Origin of the sequence: Pseudomonas sp. Xaverov 83 (assembly GCF_019352905.1) — a bacterium.
GTDB lineage: Bacteria > Pseudomonadota > Gammaproteobacteria > Pseudomonadales > Pseudomonadaceae > Aquipseudomonas > Aquipseudomonas yamanorum.
Map to the genome: position 1 here is coordinate 34,137 of NZ_JAAAFU010000025.1, position 18,577 is coordinate 52,713.

Genomic DNA, 18,577 nt, shown 5'->3' on the forward strand with positions numbered 1-18,577 from the left:
GCAACTCAGGCCTTGTTACGGTTGAACAGCTTGCGGATAACGGCAAACAGCGCGACGACGCCCACCACCAGGAATTTCTTCGCCGCCAGCAGGAAGATGCCGATCTTGGCGAACAGCCCGGCCTTGGCCGCGATCCCGCCGGCAACCAGTGCGGCAAGGCCGTAGGTCGCGAGTTTGTCGGTCTTCGGGTTGAAGTCGGTGTACAGGTTGCCATCGGTGAAGTTGGTAAAGGCCAGAACCTTGGGCAACTCCTGTTTGATGGTGGCCAGGTCGGCCATGGCGGCGACGGCGTTGAGTTCCAGCACGCCTTCACGGCCCAGCACGCGGATGCTGTAGTTGAGGGTGGTCTGCTTGGCGTCGTCGGCTTTCAGCTCTCGGGCCCAGTACATCTTGTGGGTGGTGTCGTCGTAGTGCGGTGGCTCGGCCCAGCCCAGCAGGTGCAGGCCGGCGTACCCTTGTTTCTGGCGCTCCTTGTTGTCTTCGACGTCTTCTTCCTGCATTTGCTTGAGCAGTTCGGTGTAGTCGATTTTCGCGGCGTCTTCGTCAGAAATGTGCCCGTCGGCCTTGTAGCTGACGATCACGCCCCAACCGCGCTCCGACAGCGGGCTGACGGATTTCGGCACGATCATGCCCAAGGTCTTGAAGCCCGGTGGGTTGCCCCAGCCATCGGTCAGCAGGCGCTCGGTGTCGGTGGGGTCGAGGTAGTAGAACTCGTCGTTCAGCTTGAGAGTTGCAATGCCGCCGGGCAGGGTGACGGTGCCGGTCTTCTGTTTGAGAGAGCCCAGAAAGTGCTCGGCGGTTTCGGGCGCTTCGGCGGGTGCAGCGGCTTCAACGGGGGCCGGCTTGGCGGCAGCAACGGCGGGGGCGACAGGCAGGCTCAGGGCGGCCGCCGCCAGCAACAGGCGGAAGTAATTCATGGTAGTCCCTTACAATTTGAATTAATTTCGCGGGAGGATAACTGAAACATGTTGCAACGGGTTAGCCGAATGTCTCCCGCAGCAGCCCCGCAAAGGCATCCCGCGCCAGGTGGCGTTGGGTGTCTTTGTGCCAGAACAGCAGGTTATCCACCGCAGCCAATTCGTCGAAGCGGTAGGACGTTAATTGGTTGGCTTGCTCGTAGCGCGCCAGGATGCCTTCTGGCGCCAGTGCCACGCCAATCCCCGCGCTGACGCAGCCAATGATCGTGCCCCAGCTGGCGTAGCTGGCGATGGCGGGCTTGATGTCGTGGGGCTTGAGCCAGTTTTCCAGGGCGGCGCGGTACGGGCAGCCTGGCGGCCAGACCAGCAAGGTGCGGCCGGCCAGGTCCCGCGCGTCCTCAATGGGCGCGCTGGAGGCGCTGGTGATCAGCACCAGGCGCTCGCTGTAGACCACGCTTTGTTCGAGCTTCGGGCGTTTGCCGCCGGCGGCCACCAGCGCCGCATCGATGCGGTGATGTTGCAAGTCATCGAGTAATTGCGCCCAGGCGCCGGTCACCAGTTCCAATTCCACCTGTGGATAGCGCCGATGGTATTCAGCCAACAACGGCGGCAGGCGGCCACTGGCACTGGATTCCACTGCGCCGATGCGCAGCTTGCCGCGGGGAATCGCGTTGCTGTCGACGGCGCGCTTGGACTCTTCCACCAGCGCCAGGATGCGCTCGCAGTAGTCGAGAAACACTTCGCCGGCGGCACTGATCGCCAACCCGCGCCCGGCACGAATGAACAGCGGGGTACCCAACTCGCTTTCCAGTTGCTTGATGCGCGTGGTGATGTTGGACGGCACGCAGTGCAGTTGCAGGGCGGCCTGGGCCACGCTGCCGGTTTGCGCCACGGCTTTCACCATTTTCAGTTGGGCCAGTTCCATCGCTCAGTTCCAGTGATTACAGAAGTCAGAAACGGTTAATTGTCCTGCGCCTTGCCGGGGCCAAGACTGACGGCATTCCCACTGCTGGACGCCGTTCATGAATGCCCCGTCACCCGTAAAGCTTACGCTAGTCACTGCCAGCGTCATCCTCTGTTGGGCGTATTCGCCGATTGGTGTGCACATGGCCTTGCACAGTTACAGTCCGGGCCAATTGGCCTTGGGGCGGTTTCTGATTGCTTCGGTGTTGATGGCTGGAGTCGCGCTGACGGCGAAGATCGAGCGCCCACGGCTGCGGGACCTGCCGTGGCTGCTGGTGCTGGGGTTCTTCGGGATTTTCCTGCACCACCTCACCATCAATTTCGGTCAGCAATTTGTCACGGCTGCCGCGTCCAGTGTGCTGGCGCAGTCCGTCCCGCTGTTTACGGTGCTGGTGGCGTTTTTCGGCTTGAAGGAGCGGGTGACCGGCTGGCGCTGGGGTTGCGTGTTGCTGGGTTTGAGCGGGGTGCTGGTAGTGATCTGGGGCGAGCATGGCCTGGGCAAGATTGATCCCCGTGGCTTGATGATCCTGGTGGCGGCGCTGTCATGGAGCCTTTACTTCACCCTCCAGAAACACTATTCCCGGCGCTACAGCCCGCTGACCACGGTGTGCTACACGGTGTGGTCGGGCACCTTGCTGCTGTGTGTCTATTTGCCGGGTTTGCCGGCGGTGGTGGCGCACTCATCAACCCAGGCCAATTGGGCGGTGTTGTTGCTCGGCGTGTTCCCCAGCGCCATGGCCTACCTGGCCTGGGCCTATGTGTTGCGGCATGTCGAGGTCAGCCGCGCTTCAGTGGCGTTGTACCTGGTGCCGCCGGTGGCAATGGTGATGGCTGCCACGCTGCTGGGCGAGCAGGTTTCGATGCGGGTCGTGCTGGGTGGCCTGATCGTGCTGGCCAGTGTCGGCGCCATCAGCCTGGAAGGACGCTGGCGCCGCAAGCCGTCACGGGTTCACGGTGAACACCCGCAAGCGGTGACCGTCGGGGTCCTGGGCGACAAAGGTGTAGCCGAAGTCCGCCTCGACCGGTGACTGGATGATGCTCATCCCGAGTTGCACCCAGCGCGTGTGCAGCTCGTCGACCGCTGCGATATCCGCGACGCAGAAACCCACCTCGCTACCGCCGACCGTGGCTTGGGCCGCAGGCTCCACGGTGTGGCGCGACCACAGGCCGAGTTTCACCCCGTTGTCGAGAATGAACAGCGCGAACGTCGGCCCCAGTTCCACCGGGGGCTTGTCCAGCAAACGGCTGTAGAGGTTGGCACTGGTGGCCGGGCTGTCGACGTACAACAAAAAGTAATGGGCAATGCTATTCATGATGATATCCCTGATATTGCGCGGCAATGGCGCGGCTCAGTCCCTAGTCTAAGGGGCTGTCCTGTCAGTTCATGTCAGGAGTCATCAAGCAAAGAGCAGACAGTCTCGCTGTCTGCTCTTTTTGTTGCGTGCACGTGTGTTGCGAGCTCTAAGGCTTGGACAAGGCCTGGTCTACCGCTGCGATCAGCTTTCCCAGATCCTTCGGGGTGGCTTTATGAATGACACCGAACAGATAAGCGCGCTGTTCCTCCTCGTCGACCAGGTCTGCGAAAAAGACTTTCAGCTTCACTCCCAGCGCCTCTGCAAACAAGAACAGAGCCTCGACGCTGGGTGTATAGGTGCCGGTTTCGAAGCGGCTGATGGTTTTAGGGTCAAAACCGGTTTTTTCACCTAGTTCAGCCTGAGTAAGCCCTGCGACCTTGCGGTAACGTCTGATGGCTGGACCCAAACTTGAAATGTGCATCGCTCAATTCCCATTTAGAATCAAGAACTTAACGATAAATCTTAAAATTAGACAACCGCATGTACCATCACCTTTTCTTGCAAAATGTGATGTAATTCGTAGAATCGGCATCTAGGACAAGTATTTGGTGGTCTCGTTTCAGAAGGCAGGTTTATGAAACAGGAAATCATTGCTCTCTCCTTACTCTCATAAATGTGCCCATAAAACGGACGCTTGGCAGAGACTGAAATGTCGCTCGTCAGTGCCACGCTTCATTGCGCCTCACGTGCCGGATACCCGAATTCAAGCCTAGTTGATCATCACTGAATGGATGATGAATTGCTGTGCAAAATCGTGGGTTTGCGCCCGTTTGCGGCCAACCAGCCGATCGACGGCGCAGCCCGACTGGAAATACGAATCCGCCTGTCCTGCCTACCCGGTGGTCGAGAGGGCGATCGAATGCTGTCCATGGAGCTTTAACGTGCGTCTCAATTTGCCGGTCACTGCTGTTGAACAGACTTTTGGGGAGCAGCAACGGCTAATTTCCGCGACTGACGTCAACAGCCACATTACCTACTGCAACGCCGAGTTTGCCGCCATGAGCGGCTTTACCCAGGCCGAGCTGATCGGCAGCACCCACAACCTGGTGCGCCACCCGGACATGCCGCCCGCCGTTTTCCAACTGATGTGGAGCTACCTCAAGGCCGGGCAGAGCTGGATGGGCGTGGTGAAGAACCGCTGCAAGAACGGCAACTATTATTGGGTCAGCGCCTATGTGACGCCGATTCTCGAAGACGGGCGGCTGACGGGCTACGAGTCGGTGCGGGTCAAGCCCACCCGCGAACAGGTACGGCGCGCCGAAGCGCTGTACGCACGCTTGCAGGCTGGTGGTGCGGCGGTCGCGCCAGTGCGGCGCCTGGCGTCCGTGGCCCAGGCCTTGGCTTTGCCATTGGTGGCCGCCGCCGCCAGCGTCGCCGCCTTTCAATGGCTTCCGGGTGTGTGGGGGCAGGCGGTGACCGTTGGCCTGTTTCTCGGCGCAGGTATCTGGGCCCATCAACGCTTGGGACTACAGCTCAAACGGATTGTGCAGAACACGCCCAATACCTTTTCCGACCCCATCAGCGCCATGACCTACAGCGATGCGCTGGGGCCGACCGCGCAGCTGGAAATGATCCTGATCAGCGAAGAAGCGCGGCTTAAAACCGCCCTGACGCGCCTCAGTGACCTGGCCAACCAGATGGCCGAAGCCGCTGCCCACTCCAGCGTGCTGTCGAGCACCACCGAATCGGCGCTGCTGGAGCAACGCGCCGAGACCGACATGACTGCCGCCGCCATGACCGAAATGGCCGCGTCCATCGCCGAAGTGGCGGTGCACGTTCAACAAACCGCCAGTGAAGCCCACACCGCCAACACCCTCGCCGAGCAAGGCAGCCAGGTGGCGGGCACGTCCCGTGAGGCGATCCAGTTGCTGGCCGGCACCGTCACCCAGATCAACCAGGCGGTGGGTAACCTGGCCGGGCAGACCCAGCAAATCCAGGTAGCCGCGAGCATGATCCAGGCGATCGCCGACCAGACCAACCTGCTGGCCCTCAACGCGGCCATTGAAGCGGCACGCGCCGGTGAGCAGGGCCGCGGCTTTGCCGTGGTGGCCGACGAGGTGCGTGCACTGGCGGGCAAGACCCGCGAGTCGACCCAGCAGATCCAGGGCATTATCCAGAACCTGCGGGCCGGCGCCGATGAGGCGGTCGAGATCGCGAGCCTGGGCATTCACGAAGCCGAGCAGGGCGTGCAGCAGGTGCTTGAGGCCCAGCAGGCGTTGCAGGGCATTCGCCATGCGGTGGAACGTATTACCAACATGAGTCAGCAAATGGCTGCTGCCTCCCAGGAACAATCCCACGTCGCCGAGGAAGTTTCACAACAGATCAATAACGTCGCCGCCACGGTGCAAAAGACAGCGGGCAATGCCAACGCTGCAGTCACCCGTGGCAGGGAACTCGAAAGCATCTCTTCCGGGTTGCGCGCCCTGGTCGAGCGGTTCAACCGCTAGCCACAGTGAGCCTGACTCATGGACGAGAAATACCGCAGGGCCGTGGATGCAGCCGCCATTTTCTCCGAGACAGACCTGGCGGGCCGCATCACTTACGTCAATGACCAGTTCTGCGGCATGTCCGGCTACGGGCGTGACGAGTTGCTGGGGCAAAACCACCGTATTCTTAGCTCGGGACTGCACCCTGTGGGGTTCTTCCAGGGCATGTGGCAAGCCATCAGCGAAGGCCGGGTGTGGCGTGGGGAAATCTGCAACCGGGCCAAGGACGGAACCCTGTATTGGGTAGACAGCACCATGGTGCCGCTGATCGATGAGAAGACGGGGCGGGTGCAGAAGTACGTGTCGATCCGCTTTGATGTCAGCGAAAAACGCCAGTTGTTGCACACCCTGCAATGGCGGGTCGGCCACGACGTGCTGACCGGCTTGCCGAACCGTGCCTATCTGTCCGAGTTGCTTAACCAGTCCCTGGAATTCTCCCGCAGCGAAGACATCCCGCTGGCGCTGTGCATGCTCGACCTGGACGGCTTCAAGGCGGTCAACGATGGCTATGGGCATGCCTGCGGTGATTTGTTGTTGGTGGAAGTGGCCACGCGCTTGCGGGAGATCATTCGCGGCGAGGACGTGGTCGCCCGGCTGGCCGGTGACGAATTTGTCCTGATCCTGCGTTACGTGCGTGACATCGACGAGCTGAACGCCGCCTTGCTGCGCATTCTCAAGGCGATCTCCGAGCCGTACTCGATCCAGGGGGCCGAGTTGAACGTGTTCGCCAGCATCGGCGTCACGCTGTTTCCCCTGGATGACGAGGACGCCGACACCCTGCTGCGCCATGCCGATCAGGCGATGTATGTGGCCAAGCAGAGCGGGCGCAACCGTTACCAGTTGTTTGATGTGTCCCTGGAGCAGGAGGTGAAGGCCAGCCACCAGACCGTACAGCAGATTCGCCAGGCGTTGGCGGCGGGCCAGTTGTGCCTGCATTACCAGCCCAAGGTCAATCTGCGATGCGGCACGGTGGTGGGGTTCGAGGCGTTGTTGCGCTGGCAGCACCCCGAGCGCGGGTTGGTGGCGCCGGGGGATTTCCTGCCGCTGATCGAGCAGACCGACCTGATTGTCGACATCGGGGAATGGGTGATCGCCCAGGTGTTGGCGCAAATGCATCACTGGCAGGCCCATGGGCACGGGTGGTCGGTGAGCGTGAATATCGCGGCACGGCATTTCCAGCGGGAGGATTTTGTCGAGCGGCTGCAAGAGTTGCTGGAGCAATGGCCCGAGGTGGAGCCGCACCGGCTGGACCTGGAAATCGCCGAGTCGGTGGCCATTGACAATATCCAGCGCGTCACCCAGCACCTGGAAGCGTGCCAGGCCCTGGGCGTGCAGTTCTCCCTGGATGACTTTGGCACTGGCTATTCCTCCCTGAGTTACCTCAAGCGCCTGCCGACCCAGACCATCAAGATCGACAAGTCGTTTGTGCGCGACATCCTGCACGACAAGGATGACCTGGCGTTGACCAAGGCGGTGATCGGCCTGGCCCGTGCGTTTGGCCGCGAAGTGATTGCCGAAGGCCTGGAAACCCTGGAGCACGGGCAGCTATTGATGCGCATGGGCTGCGAAGTGGCCCAGGGCTATTTCATCGCCCGGCCGATGCCGGCGGGGGAGGTCCCTGGTTGGGTGGAGGGGTTCAGGCCGCCGGCGCAGTGGCAAAAGCTTGAGTGATGTTTACTGTGGCGAGGGAGCTCCCTCGCCGCAAGGTAAATCAGGTGATCTTAAGGGGAGGGTGCGCTGTTCCCGATATACAACTGGATGATTTCATCAATCTCTCCGGACATCTTCATCCGCAGCAATGTGCGCAGGATCTGCTGCCCCGGCACCTGCGGGTCGTTACGCACATAGCACCCCAGGCTTTGTTCCTCGATCACGGCCACCGTGTGCAGGCGCTCTGTGGGCGGTAATTGCTGATTGAAGCGGTCGAGGATCCATTCGTTGATCACCGCATACTTGAAGCGTCCGGCCACCAGCTTTTGCAGCACCTGCTCTTCACTGCGGCTGTCTTCGCGGCTGAACTGGCCGCTGGCGAAGCGTGCCTCCAGGGTCGGGTAGCTATAGCCGAGTACCGTGCCGATATGTTGCGGGGCCAGGCTGTCCAGCGCCACTGACAGCGGCGGCACGTGCGCGGTGACCAACACATTGCGTTGCACCAGCAGTGGAATGCTCCAGGTGTAATCACCGGACAGGTTGTTCAGCCACGCCGGCGTCACGTAGCAGCGCACATCCACATCCCCGCGTTCCATGGCGGTATCGATGCGCGCACGGGGCAGCACATGGAATTTCGCAGGGCGGCCGACCTGGGTGGCCAGGCTCAACATCAGGTCATACAAAATCCCTTGGGTCGGCTGGCCCTGGTCGAGTTGCACCATGGGCATGGTCCAGCTGTCGGAAATGGAGAAACGCAGAGGTGCGGGTGCCGCCAGGCTGACCGTGGCAATCATCCACAAGGCGCCCAGGACTGCGCGCATAAACTCTCCGGGTTCAGCCTTCTACAGGCTTGGTTAGACCAGCTTAGTCAGATTAGACGAGCGTGCCGGATGCAATTTCCCCCTTGCTCCGCTAGCATTACCCGCTTCCGCTTCCCAGTTGCGACGGTTTTCGATGAGTTATCAGGTTCTTGCACGTAAATGGCGTCCGCGCTCGTTCCGCGAAATGGTCGGCCAGACCCATGTGCTCAAGGCTCTGATCAATGCCTTGGACAGCCAACGGCTGCACCACGCCTACCTGTTCACCGGTACCCGCGGTGTGGGCAAGACCACCATTGCCCGCATCATCGCCAAGTGCCTGAACTGTGAAACCGGCATCACCTCGACGCCGTGCGGTACCTGCTCGGTGTGCCGGGAAATCGACGAAGGGCGCTTTGTCGACCTGATCGAGATCGACGCCGCGAGCCGCACCAAGGTCGAAGACACCCGCGAGTTGCTCGATAACGTGCAGTACGCGCCGAGCCGTGGCCGCTTCAAGGTCTACCTGATCGACGAAGTGCACATGCTGTCCAGCCACTCCTTCAACGCCCTGTTGAAAACCCTGGAAGAGCCGCCGCCCTACGTCAAATTCATCCTGGCCACCACCGACCCGCAGAAACTTCCTGCAACGATTCTGTCGCGGTGCCTGCAGTTCTCCCTGAAAAACATGACCCCGGAGCGCGTGGTCGAGCATTTGACCCACGTGCTGGGCGTCGAGAACGTACCGTTCGAAGACGACGCGCTGTGGTTGCTGGGTCGCGCCGCCGACGGCTCGATGCGCGACGCCATGAGCCTCACCGACCAGGCCATCGCCTTTGGTGAAGGCAAGGTCATGGCCGCCGACGTACGGGCGATGCTCGGCACCCTCGACCACGGCCAAGTGTTCGATGTGCTGCACGCGCTGATCGAAGGCGACGCCAAGGCGTTGCTCGAGGCCGTGCGCCATCTGTCCGAGCAAGGCCCGGACTGGAATGGTGTGCTCTCGGAAATCCTTAATGTGCTGCACCGCGTCGCCATTGCCCAGGCCCTGCCTGAAGGTGTCGACAACGGCCACGGCGACCGCGACCGCGTGTTGGCCCTGGCCCAGGCGTTGCCGGCCGAAGACGTGCAGTTCTACTACCAGATGGGCCTGATTGGCCGGCGTGACTTGCCGCTGGCACCCGACCCGCGCGGCGGCTTCGAAATGGTCCTGCTGCGAATGCTGGCCTTCAGGCCCGCTGACACGGCGGATGCCCCGAGACAGCCGCTAAAGCCAGTGGGGATCAGCCAGGCCACAGTTGATTCCGCCAAACCAGTGGCTGGCCCGGCTGTCGTCGCGCCAGTGGTTGCGCCGCCTGCGGCTGTTGCTCCCGCGCCAGCCCCGGTTGTCGCTGAGCCGGTGGCGCCTGTGGTCGTGCCTGAGCCGGTGGTCGAGCCTGCGCCCGTGCCTGAAGTCGACCTGCCGTGGAACGACCCGGTAGAAGCCGAGGTCGAGCTGCAGCCTGCCGTCGAGCCGGTGCTGGAAACCACCAGCGAGCAGCCTGAACTGACACCCATGCCCGCGCCGACCCCGGACAGCGTAGTGCCGGACGCCCCCGAGTGGGTTTCGGCCCCGGTGCCGGAGCCGACCGTCGCGCAAGTGGACGCCGCCACCCCGGGCACCGACCTCGACGACGAGCCGCCGCTGGACGAAGACTATATCGAGCCAGACATGGATTCGGCCTACAGCTACCTGGACGACCTGGCCAGCGAACACACCGCCGAGCCTGCCCCGGAGCCGGAACCCGAACCTGCCGCGATGCCGGCCACCGGCCTGGCATTGCAATGGCTGGAGCTGTTCCCGAAACTGCCGATCTCCGGCATGACCGGCAGCATCGCCGCCAACTGCACACTGATTGCCGTGGATGGCGACCATTGGTTGTTGCACCTGGACCCGGCCCACAGCGCGCTGTTCAACGCGACCCAGCAACGTCGGCTCAACGATGCCCTGAACCAGTTCCACGGGCGCACACTGACTATCAGCATCGAACTGATCAAGCCCGAGCAGGAAACCCCGGCCCAGGCGGCGTCCCGCCGCCGGGTCAACCGCCAGCGCGAGGCTGAAGAGTCGATCCACGGTGATCCGCTCATCCAGCAGATGATGGAGCAGTTTGGCGCGGTGGTGCGGCACGATACTATTGAACCTGTAGAAGCCCCGGTTCAGGCGTCATAAGCCGGGGCCAATAATTGATCCACGTACTTTTGAGGTGATTCCCATGATGAAAGGTGGCATGGCCGGCCTGATGAAGCAGGCACAGCAGATGCAGGAAAAAATGGCCAAGATGCAGGAAGAACTGGCCAACGCCGAAGTCACCGGTAAAGCCGGTGGCGATATGGTCAGTGTGGTGATGACCGGTCGTCACGACATCAAGCGCGTGAGCATCGACCCAAGCGTATTGCCAGGTGTGGGCGAAGACGACCTGGAAATGCTCGAAGCGCTGTTTGCCGCGGCCGTCAACGACGCCGTGCGCAAGATCGAGGCCAACAGCCAGGACAAAATGTCCGGCGTGACCGCTGGCATGCAACTGCCGCCGGGTATGAAGCTGCCGTTCTGATCGGCAAGCGCAGCACCGAAAATGCCAGGCCCCGTGCCTGGCATTTTTTTGGCCAGCTATTTTCCATACCCGTAGCAGCTGTCGAGCGCCAGCGAGGCTGCGTCGGCAGCGACTCGGTCCCACGCCTGGCATGAACGCAGCGGTGCGGCTAACGTAGCCTCGCTGGCGCTTGACAACTGCTACTGCGAGAGTTTTGTCGAACCCTGGGCCCTGTGTTGGGGTCTGCACCCTATACCGTTGAATTCAATCACCGATAGAAGGAGCCTCGCTGATGACCGAAGCATTGACCCTCAACCAGCGCATCGTGCTGGTCTCACGCCCCCACGGCGCACCGGTGCCGGAAAACTTTCGCCTGGAGCGCGTCGCGCTGCCGGAACTGGCCGACGGCCAGGTCCTGCTGAAAACCCTTTACCTTTCGCTGGATCCCTACATGCGCGGGCGCATGAGTGATGCGCCATCCTACGCCGCGCCGGTGGAAATCGACGAGGTGATGACCGGTGGCGCTGTCAGCCGTATCGAACAGTCCCGCAACCCCAAGTTCGAAGTGGGTGACCTGGTGGTCGGTTCCACCGGCTGGCAGAGCCACAGCATCTCCGATGGCCGCAACCTGGTGCCGGTGCCCAAGGGCCTCGCCAGTCCGTCCATGGCGTTGGGTGTGCTGGGTATGCCCGGCATGACCGCTTACATGGGCCTTATGGATATCGGCCAACCCAAGTCCGGGGAAACCCTGGTAGTGGCGGCGGCTTCCGGCGCGGTGGGCTCGGTGGTCGGCCAGGTGGCGAAGATCAAGGGCCTGAGGGTGGTCGGCGTGGCGGGTGGCGCCGACAAGTGCCGCTATGTGGTGGATGAGCTGGGCTTTGATGCCTGCGTCGATCACAAGAGCGACAACTTTGCCGAGGAACTTGCCCAGGCGTGTCCCGAGGGCATCGACATCTACTTTGAAAACGTTGGTGGCAAGGTGTTCGACGCGGTGGTGCCGTTGCTGAATGCCAAGGCCCGAATCCCGTTGTGTGGCCTGATCGCCGGCTACAACGCCCACGAAGCGCCCAGCGGCCCCGACCGGCTGCCGGCGCTGCAGCGCACCCTGCTGACCAAGCGTGTGCGCATTCAGGGCTTTATCGTGTTCGACGACTACGGCGACCGTCAGCCGGAATTCCTCAGCGCCATGGCGCCGTGGGTGCGGGATGGCAAGATCAAGTTCCGCGAAGACGTGGTGGAAGGCCTGGAGCAGGCACCAGAAGCCTTTATCGGTTTGCTGGAGGGGCGCAACTTCGGCAAGTTGGTGGTGCACGTCGCACAAGATTGAGCATTTGACGCTAATCCGGGGCGCGGGTATAAACCGCGTCTCGTTGTTTTGTCGGACCTTTCCCCATGAGCTTCAGCCCCCTGATTCGTCAACTGATCGACGCCCTGCGCACTTTGCCAGGCGTGGGTCAGAAAACCGCCCAGCGCATGGCGCTGCAACTGCTGGAGCGTGATCGCAGCGGTGGCTCCCGACTGGCCCAGGCCTTGAGCCAGGCCATGGAAGGGGTAGGCCACTGCCGCCAGTGCCGCACCCTGACCGAGGAAGAACTCTGCCCGCAATGCGCCGACCCGCGTCGCGACGACACGCTGCTGTGCGTAGTGGAAGGGCCGATGGACGTGTACGCGGTGGAGCAGACCGGTTACCGCGGGCGCTACTTTGTGCTCAAGGGCCATCTGTCGCCGCTGGACGGCCTGGGGCCGGAAGCCATCGGTATTCCGCAACTGGTGACGCGGATCGAGGAGCAGGGCACCTTCGTCGAGGTGATCCTGGCCACCAACCCGACGGTGGAAGGCGAAGCGACGGCCCATTACATCGCGCAGTTGCTGACCAACAAAGGCCTGATCACCTCGCGCATCGCCCACGGCGTGCCGTTGGGTGGCGAGCTGGAACTGGTGGATGGCGGGACCTTGGCGCATTCGTTTGCCGGACGTAAGCCGATCGCCCTGTAACAAACACCGCAGGACAACATGTGGGAGCTGGGCTTTATGTGGGAGCTGGCTTGCCTGCGATGCAAACAACTCGGTCTTTCAGTTAAACCGAGGTGATGCTATCGCAGGCAAGCCAGCTCCCACATTTGATCTTTACTGTTCATCTAAGTCTTCGTCAGGCTCTGCCTTGTGCCTTGATAACCAAGCAAGCGCTTGGTAAGTTCGCTCCACCGTCCCGTGGAGCTTGCCGATGTCTGCCTATCAGGAATACTTCGACCCCAGCCACCAATTGGTCCGCGACAGCGTGCGCCGTTTCGTCGAACGCGAGATGTTGCCGGACATCGAGCAGTGGGAGGAGGCCGAGAGCTTCCCCCGGGAGCTGTATCTCAAGGCCGGCGCGGCGGGGATCCTGGGGATCGGTTACCCCGAAGCCCTCGGCGGCAGCCACGAAGGTGATCTGTTCGCCAAGGTCGCGGCCAGCGAAGAGCTGATGCGCTGCGGCTCCGGCGGTGTGGTGGCGGGGTTGGGCTCACTGGATATCGGCTTGCCACCCATCGTCAAATGGGCCCGGCCTGAAGTGCGCGATCGTGTCGCGCCGCAGGTTTTGTCCGGCGAGAAGATCGCCGCCCTGGCGGTCACCGAGCCCGGAGGCGGCTCCGATGTCGCCAGCCTGCAAACCCGTGCCGTGCGCGACGGTGATCATTATCGGGTCAGCGGCAGCAAAACCTTTATCACCAGCGGCCAGCGCGCCGACGTCTACACCGTCGCGGTACGCACCGGTGGGCCGGGCTTTGCCGGTATCAGCCTGTTGCTGATCGAGAAAGACACCCCTGGCTTTACCACCGGTACACCGCTGAAGAAAATGGGCTGGTGGGCGTCGGACACTGCCGAATTGTTTTTCGATGATTGCCGCGTACCCGTAGGCAATCTGATCGGCGTCGAGAACATGGGCTTCGCCTGCATCATGGGCAACTTCCAGAGCGAGCGGCTGGCCCTCGCCTTGATGGCCAACATGACGGCGCAAATGGCCCTGGAAGAAAGCCTGAAATGGGCCACCCAGCGAGAAGCGTTCGGCAAACCCATCGGCAAGTTCCAGGTGCTCAAGCATCGCTTGGCGGAAATGGCCACGGCGGTGGAAGTCTCTCGGGAGTTCACCTACCGCCAGGCCGCCAAGATGGCCGCGGGCAAGAGTGTAATCAAGGAGATTTCCATGGCCAAGAACCTCGCCACTGATACCGCCGACCGCGCGACCTACGATGCCGTGCAGATTCTCGGCGGCCAGGGGTACATGCGCGGCAACCTGGTGGAGCGGCTGTATCGCGACAACCGCATCCTGTCCATCGGTGGCGGGACTCGGGAAGTGATGAACGAAATCATCAGCAAGCAGATGGGCCTGTAGAAAGCGCTTTTGTGGCGAGGGAGCTCCCTGCCACACAAGCTCCCTCGCCACACGAATCCCGGGTTATTGGTCTGTCAGCGCAAACTGCGTCAGGCAGAAGGTAGGAATGCCCATGTCTTCCAGGCGCTGGGAACCACCCAGCTCCGGCAGATCGATGATCGCCGCCGCTTCGAAAATCCGTGCGCCCATGCGCCGGGCCAGGTTGGCTGCCGCGATCAGCGTGCCGCCGGTGGCAATCAAGTCATCGAACATCAGCACCGAATCACCTTCACACAGGCTGTCGGCGTGCACTTCCAGGAAGGCTTCGCCGTACTCGGTCTGGTAACCCTCGGCCAGCACGTCAGCCGGCAATTTGCCTTGCTTGCGGAACAGGATCAGCGGTTTGTTCAACTGATAGGCAATGATCGAACCGATCAAAAAGCCCCGGGCATCCATCGCGCCAATGTGGGTGAACTCGGCTTCGACGTAGCGGTGCACAAAGGTATCGGCCACCAGGCGCAAAGCCTTGGGCGACTGAAACAGCGGCGTGATATCACGAAAGATCACCCCAGGCTTGGGGAAGTCGATGACTGGGCGAATCAGGGATTTGATGTCGAACGAATCGAAGACCATCGTCGAGGAGTCCTGGGGAGGAAAACGGACTCGAAGTATACCTGCGGCCCAGCCGATTGGCTCGGCCGCAAGCGTCTGGATCAACCGTCGAGCGAACCGCCAGCGAGGGCGCAGAGCTGGATCGGGTCAAGGATATGCACTTCCTTGCCTTCAGCGGCAATCAGCTCGTTCTGCTGGAAGCGGGTGAATACCCGGGACACGGTTTCCACCGCCAAGCCCAGGTAGTTGCCGATTTCGTTGCGCGACATGCTCAGGCGGAACTGATTGGCCGAGAAACCCCGCGCACGGAAACGCGCGGAGAGGTTGACCAGGAAGGTAGCGATCCGCTCGTCGGCGGTTTTCTTCGACAAGAGCAGCATCATCTGCTGGTCGTCGCGGATTTCCCGGCTCATCACGCGCATCAACTGGCGACGCAATTGCGGTAGCTGCAGGGCCAGTTCATCCAGGCGCTCGAACGGAATTTCACAGACGGACGTGGTTTCCAGGGCCTGGGCCGATACCGGGTGAATCTCAGTGTCCATGCCCGAGAGTCCCACCAATTCGCTGGGCAGGTGGAAACCGGTGATCTGCTCTTCGCCGCCATCGCTCAGGCTGAAGGTTTTCAACGCGCCAGAACGTACTGCATAAACGGAATCAAACTTATCGCCCTGGCGAAACAGAAACTCGCCTTTTTTCAGTGGGCGACCGCGTTTAACGATCTCGTCCAGCGCTTCCATGTCTTCCAGATTCAACGAAAGTGGCAGGCAGAGGGGGGCCAGGCTGCAATCCTTGCAATGAGCCTGGCTATGAGCGCGCAGTTTAACTGGCTCGGACATTTCTTAAATCCTTGTGGGAAAACACACATAAGACGTAAGGGTACCGCACTGGGGGACGATCAGGCCAGCGTGTACAAAAAAGCAGCAGCGATATAAAGGTTTATGTATCGGCGTCGATACATAGATGTCTCTCTAGGAGCTGGAGCTCAGATCATGTCAGTCAGCACTGTCCAAAACCCGCTTATCAACGTGTCCGCAGTGGCCGTTTGGAAGGCTGCTGATGCAGCCAAGGAAAAAGAAGCCGCTGCCAAGGCGCCGGCTCTGGAAACCAAGGCTGCCGAGCCTACGGTCACTGAGGGCGTGAAGGTGGTCATTTCCGGTGCGGGGATGGGCATGGCCTCGGCAGCGAAATCCTCCAATAGCGATATTGATGAAAGCAGCCTGAGCGACAGCGCCAAGCAGCTGTTGAAGATGATCCGCGAATTGAGAAAGCAGCTGGCCGAGAAGATGGCCGAACTCTCTGCGGCCATGGCTGACACCTCCCTGAGCCCCGAGGCGCGCCAGGCCAAGGTGGCCGGTTTGCAGGGCGACGTGGCGACCATCCAGTCCGGCTTGATGACGGCCCAGACGCAATTGTCCAAAGTCCTGAAAGACGAGCCGCCTCAGGCTCAGATGGAAGCGATGAGCCTGATGGCGAAGTAACACTCAGATAACCCTGGAGAAGCGCTGCCGGTTCTGGTGTTCGAGGTAGGCATCGAACACCATGCACACCGAGCGCACCAGCAGGCGTCCAGCCGGCAATACGCGGATGCCTAGTGGGTCGAGTTCGATCAGCCCGTCCTCGGCCATTGCCTCCAGTTGTGGCCACAGCTCATCGAAGTAACCACGAAAATCGATGTTGAAGGCCTGTTCGATTTTCTCGAATGCCAAGCTGAAATTGCAGATCAACTGCTGAATCACTTCCCGCCGTAACCGGTCATCCGTGGTGCACAACAGCCCACGACTGGTGGCCAGCTGCGCGCCGGCCAGGGCGTTCTGGTAGTGGTTCAGGTCGCTGCTGTTCTGGCAGTACAGGTCGCCAATCTGGCTGATCGCCGACACCCCAAGCCCGATCAAGTCGCAATGCCCATGGGTGGTGTAGCCCTGGAAGTTGCGTTGCAGCCTGCCTTCCTCCTGGGCGATGGCCAGTTCGTCATCCGGCAGGGCGAAGTGGTCCATGCCGATGTAACGGTAGCCGGCCTGGGTCAACTGCTCGATGGTGGTTTGCAGCATCAGCAGCTTTTCCGCCGGGGTCGGCAGGTCTGCGGTGTTGATCCGCCGTTGGGGCATGAAACGTTCCGGCAGGTGTGCGTAGTTGAACACCGAGAGCCGGTCCGGTTGCAGGCTGATCACTTCCTCCACCGTGCGCGCAAAATTCAGCGGTGTCTGCTTGGGCAGGCCGTAGATCAGGTCGATATTGATCGAACGAAACTGCAGGGTGCGCGCTGCGTCGATCACTGCCCGGGTTTCTTCCAGGCTTTGCAGGCGGTTCACCGCACGCTGCACTTCGGGGTCCAGGTCCTGCACGCCAATACTGACGCGGTTGAACCCCAGCTCACGCAGCAGGCCCATGGTCGCCCAGTCGGCTTCCCGTGGGTCGATTTCAATCCCGTAGTCGCCGGAGTCATCGTCCAGCAGGTTGAAGTGCTGGCGCAGCCGGCCCATGACCTGACGCAGCTCGTCATGGCTGAGAAAGGTCGGGGTGCCGCCGCCGAAATGCAGCTGCTCCACCGGTTGCCTGGGGTCGAGGTGGCAGGCCACCAGCTGGATTTCCTGCTCCAGGCGTTGCAGATAGGCGTGGGCCCGCCCACGGTCCTTGGTGATGACCTTGTTGCAGGCGCAGTAGTAGCAAATATTCGCGCAGAACGGCACATGCACATACAGCGACAATGGCCGTGTGGCCTTGCGACTGTCACGCAGGGCGTGGAGCAGGTCGAAGGTGCCGACCTGGCTGTCGAATTGTACGGCGGTGGGGTACGAGGTGTAGCGCGGCCCCGCCAAGTCGTAGCGGTGAATCAGATCAGTGTCCCAACGAATGGCGTCGAGCATGCGGGCGTTCCCCCGGATAGGCTAGTGGGCCGAGTCTAGGGGCTGGGTGCAGAGGCCATCTTGATTTGCATCAACGGGGAGCGGCGCTATGCCACATGGCCTTTTAATGGCCCATTAGCCAGTGCTGGTGCGGCCCGGGCAAGGTCCAGATGCCGAACAGGATGACTAACAGGCCTCCTGTCATCCGCACGCTACGTTTACGCAATAACGCTGTTACTCGATCAGCGGCTAACCCCGTGGCCAGCAGCACCGGCCAGGTGCCGAGGCCGAAGGCGAGCATCAGCAGTGCACTGTCCAGCGCATTGCCCTGGCTGGCTGCCCACAGCAGGGTGCTGTAGACCAACCCGCACGGCAGCCAGCCCCAGAGCGCGCCCAGCAGTAACGCCCGGGGCAGGCTGGACACCGGCAGCAAACGGTTGGCAACCGGCTGGATATGCCGCCACAGGCCGCGCCCGAGGCTTTCTATACGGGTCAGGCCGCTCCACCAGCCGGCCAGGTACAAACCCATGCAAATCAGCAACAGCCCGGCGAGGATGCGCATGAACATCGCCGCCGGGCTGTTGGCCACGGCCCAGCCGGCCAAGCCGATCAACAGGCCGGCGGTGGCGTAGCTGAGGATGCGCCCCAGGTTATAGGCCAGCAGCAGGCGAAAGCGCCGACTGCGTTGCTCCTTGGGAATCGCCAGGGTCAGCGCGCCCATCAGGCCGCCGCACATGCCCAGGCAATGGCCGCCGCCCAGCAGGCCGAGGATCACCGCCGAGACCAGCAGGGGCGCCAGTTCAAGCATGGGGCGGATCTTTGGGCTTGGGCGGTTGCTCAGGGCCGTTGGCTTCGTCGACGGCGGCCAGGTGATTCGGGTCCTGGTCGTCGAACAGCACACTGTGGGCCGGGCCATCGAGGTCGTCATACTGGCCGCTGTCCACCGCCCAGAAGAAGATGTAAATGGCGATGGCCACAATCAACAGCGCCGCCGGGATCATCACGTAAAGAGCTGGCATCTGCACTCCA

General features: G+C 61.7%; 19 protein-coding genes. 9 read left to right on the forward strand and 10 right to left on the reverse strand.

Features of this window, described 5'->3' with window-relative positions:
• Positions 1 to 5: 5 nt before the first annotated feature.
• On the reverse strand, positions 6 to 917 hold the full coding sequence (locus K0H47_RS09375) for a DUF2167 domain-containing protein (protein ID WP_219272429.1): 912 nt from the start codon (positions 915 to 917) through the stop codon (positions 6 to 8).
• 61 nt (positions 918 to 978) lie between these two features.
• On the reverse strand, positions 979 to 1,842 hold the full coding sequence (locus K0H47_RS09380; protein WP_003219067.1) for a LysR family transcriptional regulator: 864 nt from the start codon (positions 1,840 to 1,842) through the stop codon (positions 979 to 981).
• A gap of 97 nt (positions 1,843 to 1,939) precedes the next feature.
• Here K0H47_RS09380 and K0H47_RS09385 point away from each other — a divergent pair, with 97 nt between their 5' ends.
• Positions 1,940 to 2,908 (forward strand): DMT family transporter, encoded by a 969-nt coding sequence (locus K0H47_RS09385; protein ID WP_177026888.1) that lies wholly within the window; start codon positions 1,940 to 1,942, stop codon positions 2,906 to 2,908.
• Here the strand turns inward: K0H47_RS09385 and K0H47_RS09390 are convergent.
• Together K0H47_RS09390 and K0H47_RS09395 are read right to left on the reverse strand one after the other, a co-directional pair.
• Positions 2,822 to 3,193 (reverse strand): VOC family protein, encoded by a 372-nt coding sequence (locus K0H47_RS09390; protein ID WP_081253206.1) that lies wholly within the window; start codon positions 3,191 to 3,193, stop codon positions 2,822 to 2,824. The two genes, K0H47_RS09385 and K0H47_RS09390, sit on opposite strands and share 87 nt — an antisense overlap.
• A 148-nt stretch (positions 3,194 to 3,341) precedes the next feature.
• On the reverse strand, positions 3,342 to 3,656 hold the full coding sequence (locus K0H47_RS09395; RefSeq protein WP_003219061.1) for a helix-turn-helix domain-containing protein: 315 nt from the start codon (positions 3,654 to 3,656) through the stop codon (positions 3,342 to 3,344).
• Positions 3,657 to 4,116: 460 nt separating this feature from the next.
• On the opposite strand from K0H47_RS09395, the gene K0H47_RS09400 reads away from it, so the two are divergent.
• Together K0H47_RS09400 and K0H47_RS09405 are read left to right on the forward strand one after the other, a co-directional pair.
• Positions 4,117 to 5,682 (forward strand): PAS domain-containing methyl-accepting chemotaxis protein, encoded by a 1,566-nt coding sequence (locus tag K0H47_RS09400; protein ID WP_063032307.1) that lies wholly within the window; start codon positions 4,117 to 4,119, stop codon positions 5,680 to 5,682.
• 18 nt (positions 5,683 to 5,700) lie between these two features.
• Positions 5,701 to 7,392, forward strand: coding sequence for a bifunctional diguanylate cyclase/phosphodiesterase (locus K0H47_RS09405; RefSeq protein WP_063032306.1), 1,692 nt, complete (start codon positions 5,701 to 5,703; stop codon positions 7,390 to 7,392).
• Between the two features lie 50 nt (positions 7,393 to 7,442).
• On the opposite strand, the gene K0H47_RS09410 is transcribed toward K0H47_RS09405, so the two are convergent.
• Positions 7,443 to 8,192, reverse strand: a complete 750-nt coding sequence (locus tag K0H47_RS09410; RefSeq protein WP_063032304.1) for an ABC transporter substrate-binding protein — start codon at positions 8,190 to 8,192, stop codon at positions 7,443 to 7,445.
• A 133-nt stretch (positions 8,193 to 8,325) separates the two neighbouring features.
• On the opposite strand from K0H47_RS09410, the gene dnaX reads away from it, so the two are divergent.
• The 5 genes from dnaX (at position 8,326) to K0H47_RS09435 (ending at position 14,114) form a co-directional block, all read left to right on the forward strand.
• Positions 8,326 to 10,380, forward strand: coding sequence for a DNA polymerase III subunit gamma/tau (dnaX, locus tag K0H47_RS09415; RefSeq protein ID WP_177026885.1), 2,055 nt, complete (start codon positions 8,326 to 8,328; stop codon positions 10,378 to 10,380).
• 43 nt (positions 10,381 to 10,423) lie between these two features.
• Positions 10,424 to 10,762 (forward strand): YbaB/EbfC family nucleoid-associated protein, encoded by a 339-nt coding sequence (locus K0H47_RS09420; RefSeq protein ID WP_003193199.1) that lies wholly within the window; start codon positions 10,424 to 10,426, stop codon positions 10,760 to 10,762.
• A 271-nt stretch (positions 10,763 to 11,033) separates the two neighbouring features.
• Entirely contained in the window at positions 11,034 to 12,068 is a 1,035-nt protein-coding gene (locus K0H47_RS09425; protein ID WP_219272431.1) for an NADP-dependent oxidoreductase, read from the forward strand.
• Positions 12,069 to 12,133: 65 nt separating this feature from the next.
• The gene (gene recR, locus K0H47_RS09430) at positions 12,134 to 12,736 is read left to right on the forward strand and encodes a recombination mediator RecR (RefSeq protein WP_003219049.1); all 603 of its coding nucleotides are present in this window, start codon (positions 12,134 to 12,136) and stop codon (positions 12,734 to 12,736) included.
• A gap of 229 nt (positions 12,737 to 12,965) precedes the next feature.
• The gene (locus K0H47_RS09435) at positions 12,966 to 14,114 is read left to right on the forward strand and encodes an acyl-CoA dehydrogenase family protein (protein WP_219272433.1); all 1,149 of its coding nucleotides are present in this window, start codon (positions 12,966 to 12,968) and stop codon (positions 14,112 to 14,114) included.
• Positions 14,115 to 14,177: 63 nt separating this feature from the next.
• Here K0H47_RS09435 and K0H47_RS09440 read toward each other — a convergent pair whose 3' ends face one another.
• Entirely contained in the window at positions 14,178 to 14,726 is a 549-nt protein-coding gene (locus K0H47_RS09440) for an adenine phosphoribosyltransferase (RefSeq protein WP_017477175.1), read from the reverse strand.
• 80 nt (positions 14,727 to 14,806) lie between these two features.
• Complete coding sequence (fnr, locus tag K0H47_RS09445; RefSeq protein ID WP_003219044.1) at positions 14,807 to 15,541, reverse strand: fumarate/nitrate reduction transcriptional regulator Fnr; 735 nt, start codon at positions 15,539 to 15,541, stop codon at positions 14,807 to 14,809.
• 153 nt (positions 15,542 to 15,694) lie between these two features.
• Between fnr and K0H47_RS09450 the strand changes: the two genes are divergently transcribed.
• Positions 15,695 to 16,183 (forward strand): hypothetical protein, encoded by a 489-nt coding sequence (locus K0H47_RS09450; RefSeq protein WP_063032296.1) that lies wholly within the window; start codon positions 15,695 to 15,697, stop codon positions 16,181 to 16,183.
• A 3-nt stretch (positions 16,184 to 16,186) separates the two neighbouring features.
• On the opposite strand, the gene hemN is transcribed toward K0H47_RS09450, so the two are convergent.
• The 3 genes from hemN to ccoS form a co-directional block, all read right to left on the reverse strand.
• Positions 16,187 to 17,569 carry an oxygen-independent coproporphyrinogen III oxidase gene (hemN, locus tag K0H47_RS09455; RefSeq protein ID WP_093200370.1) on the reverse strand — a complete coding sequence of 461 codons (1,383 nt, stop codon included), beginning with the start codon at positions 17,567 to 17,569 and terminating at the stop codon, positions 16,187 to 16,189.
• A gap of 103 nt (positions 17,570 to 17,672) precedes the next feature.
• The gene (locus K0H47_RS09460) at positions 17,673 to 18,356 is read right to left on the reverse strand and encodes a sulfite exporter TauE/SafE family protein (RefSeq protein WP_219272435.1); all 684 of its coding nucleotides are present in this window, start codon (positions 18,354 to 18,356) and stop codon (positions 17,673 to 17,675) included.
• Entirely contained in the window at positions 18,349 to 18,567 is a 219-nt protein-coding gene (gene ccoS, locus K0H47_RS09465; RefSeq protein WP_003219033.1) for a cbb3-type cytochrome oxidase assembly protein CcoS, read from the reverse strand. Before ccoS ends, K0H47_RS09460 begins: the two co-directional genes overlap by 8 nt.
• Positions 18,568 to 18,577: the final 10 nt, after the last annotated feature.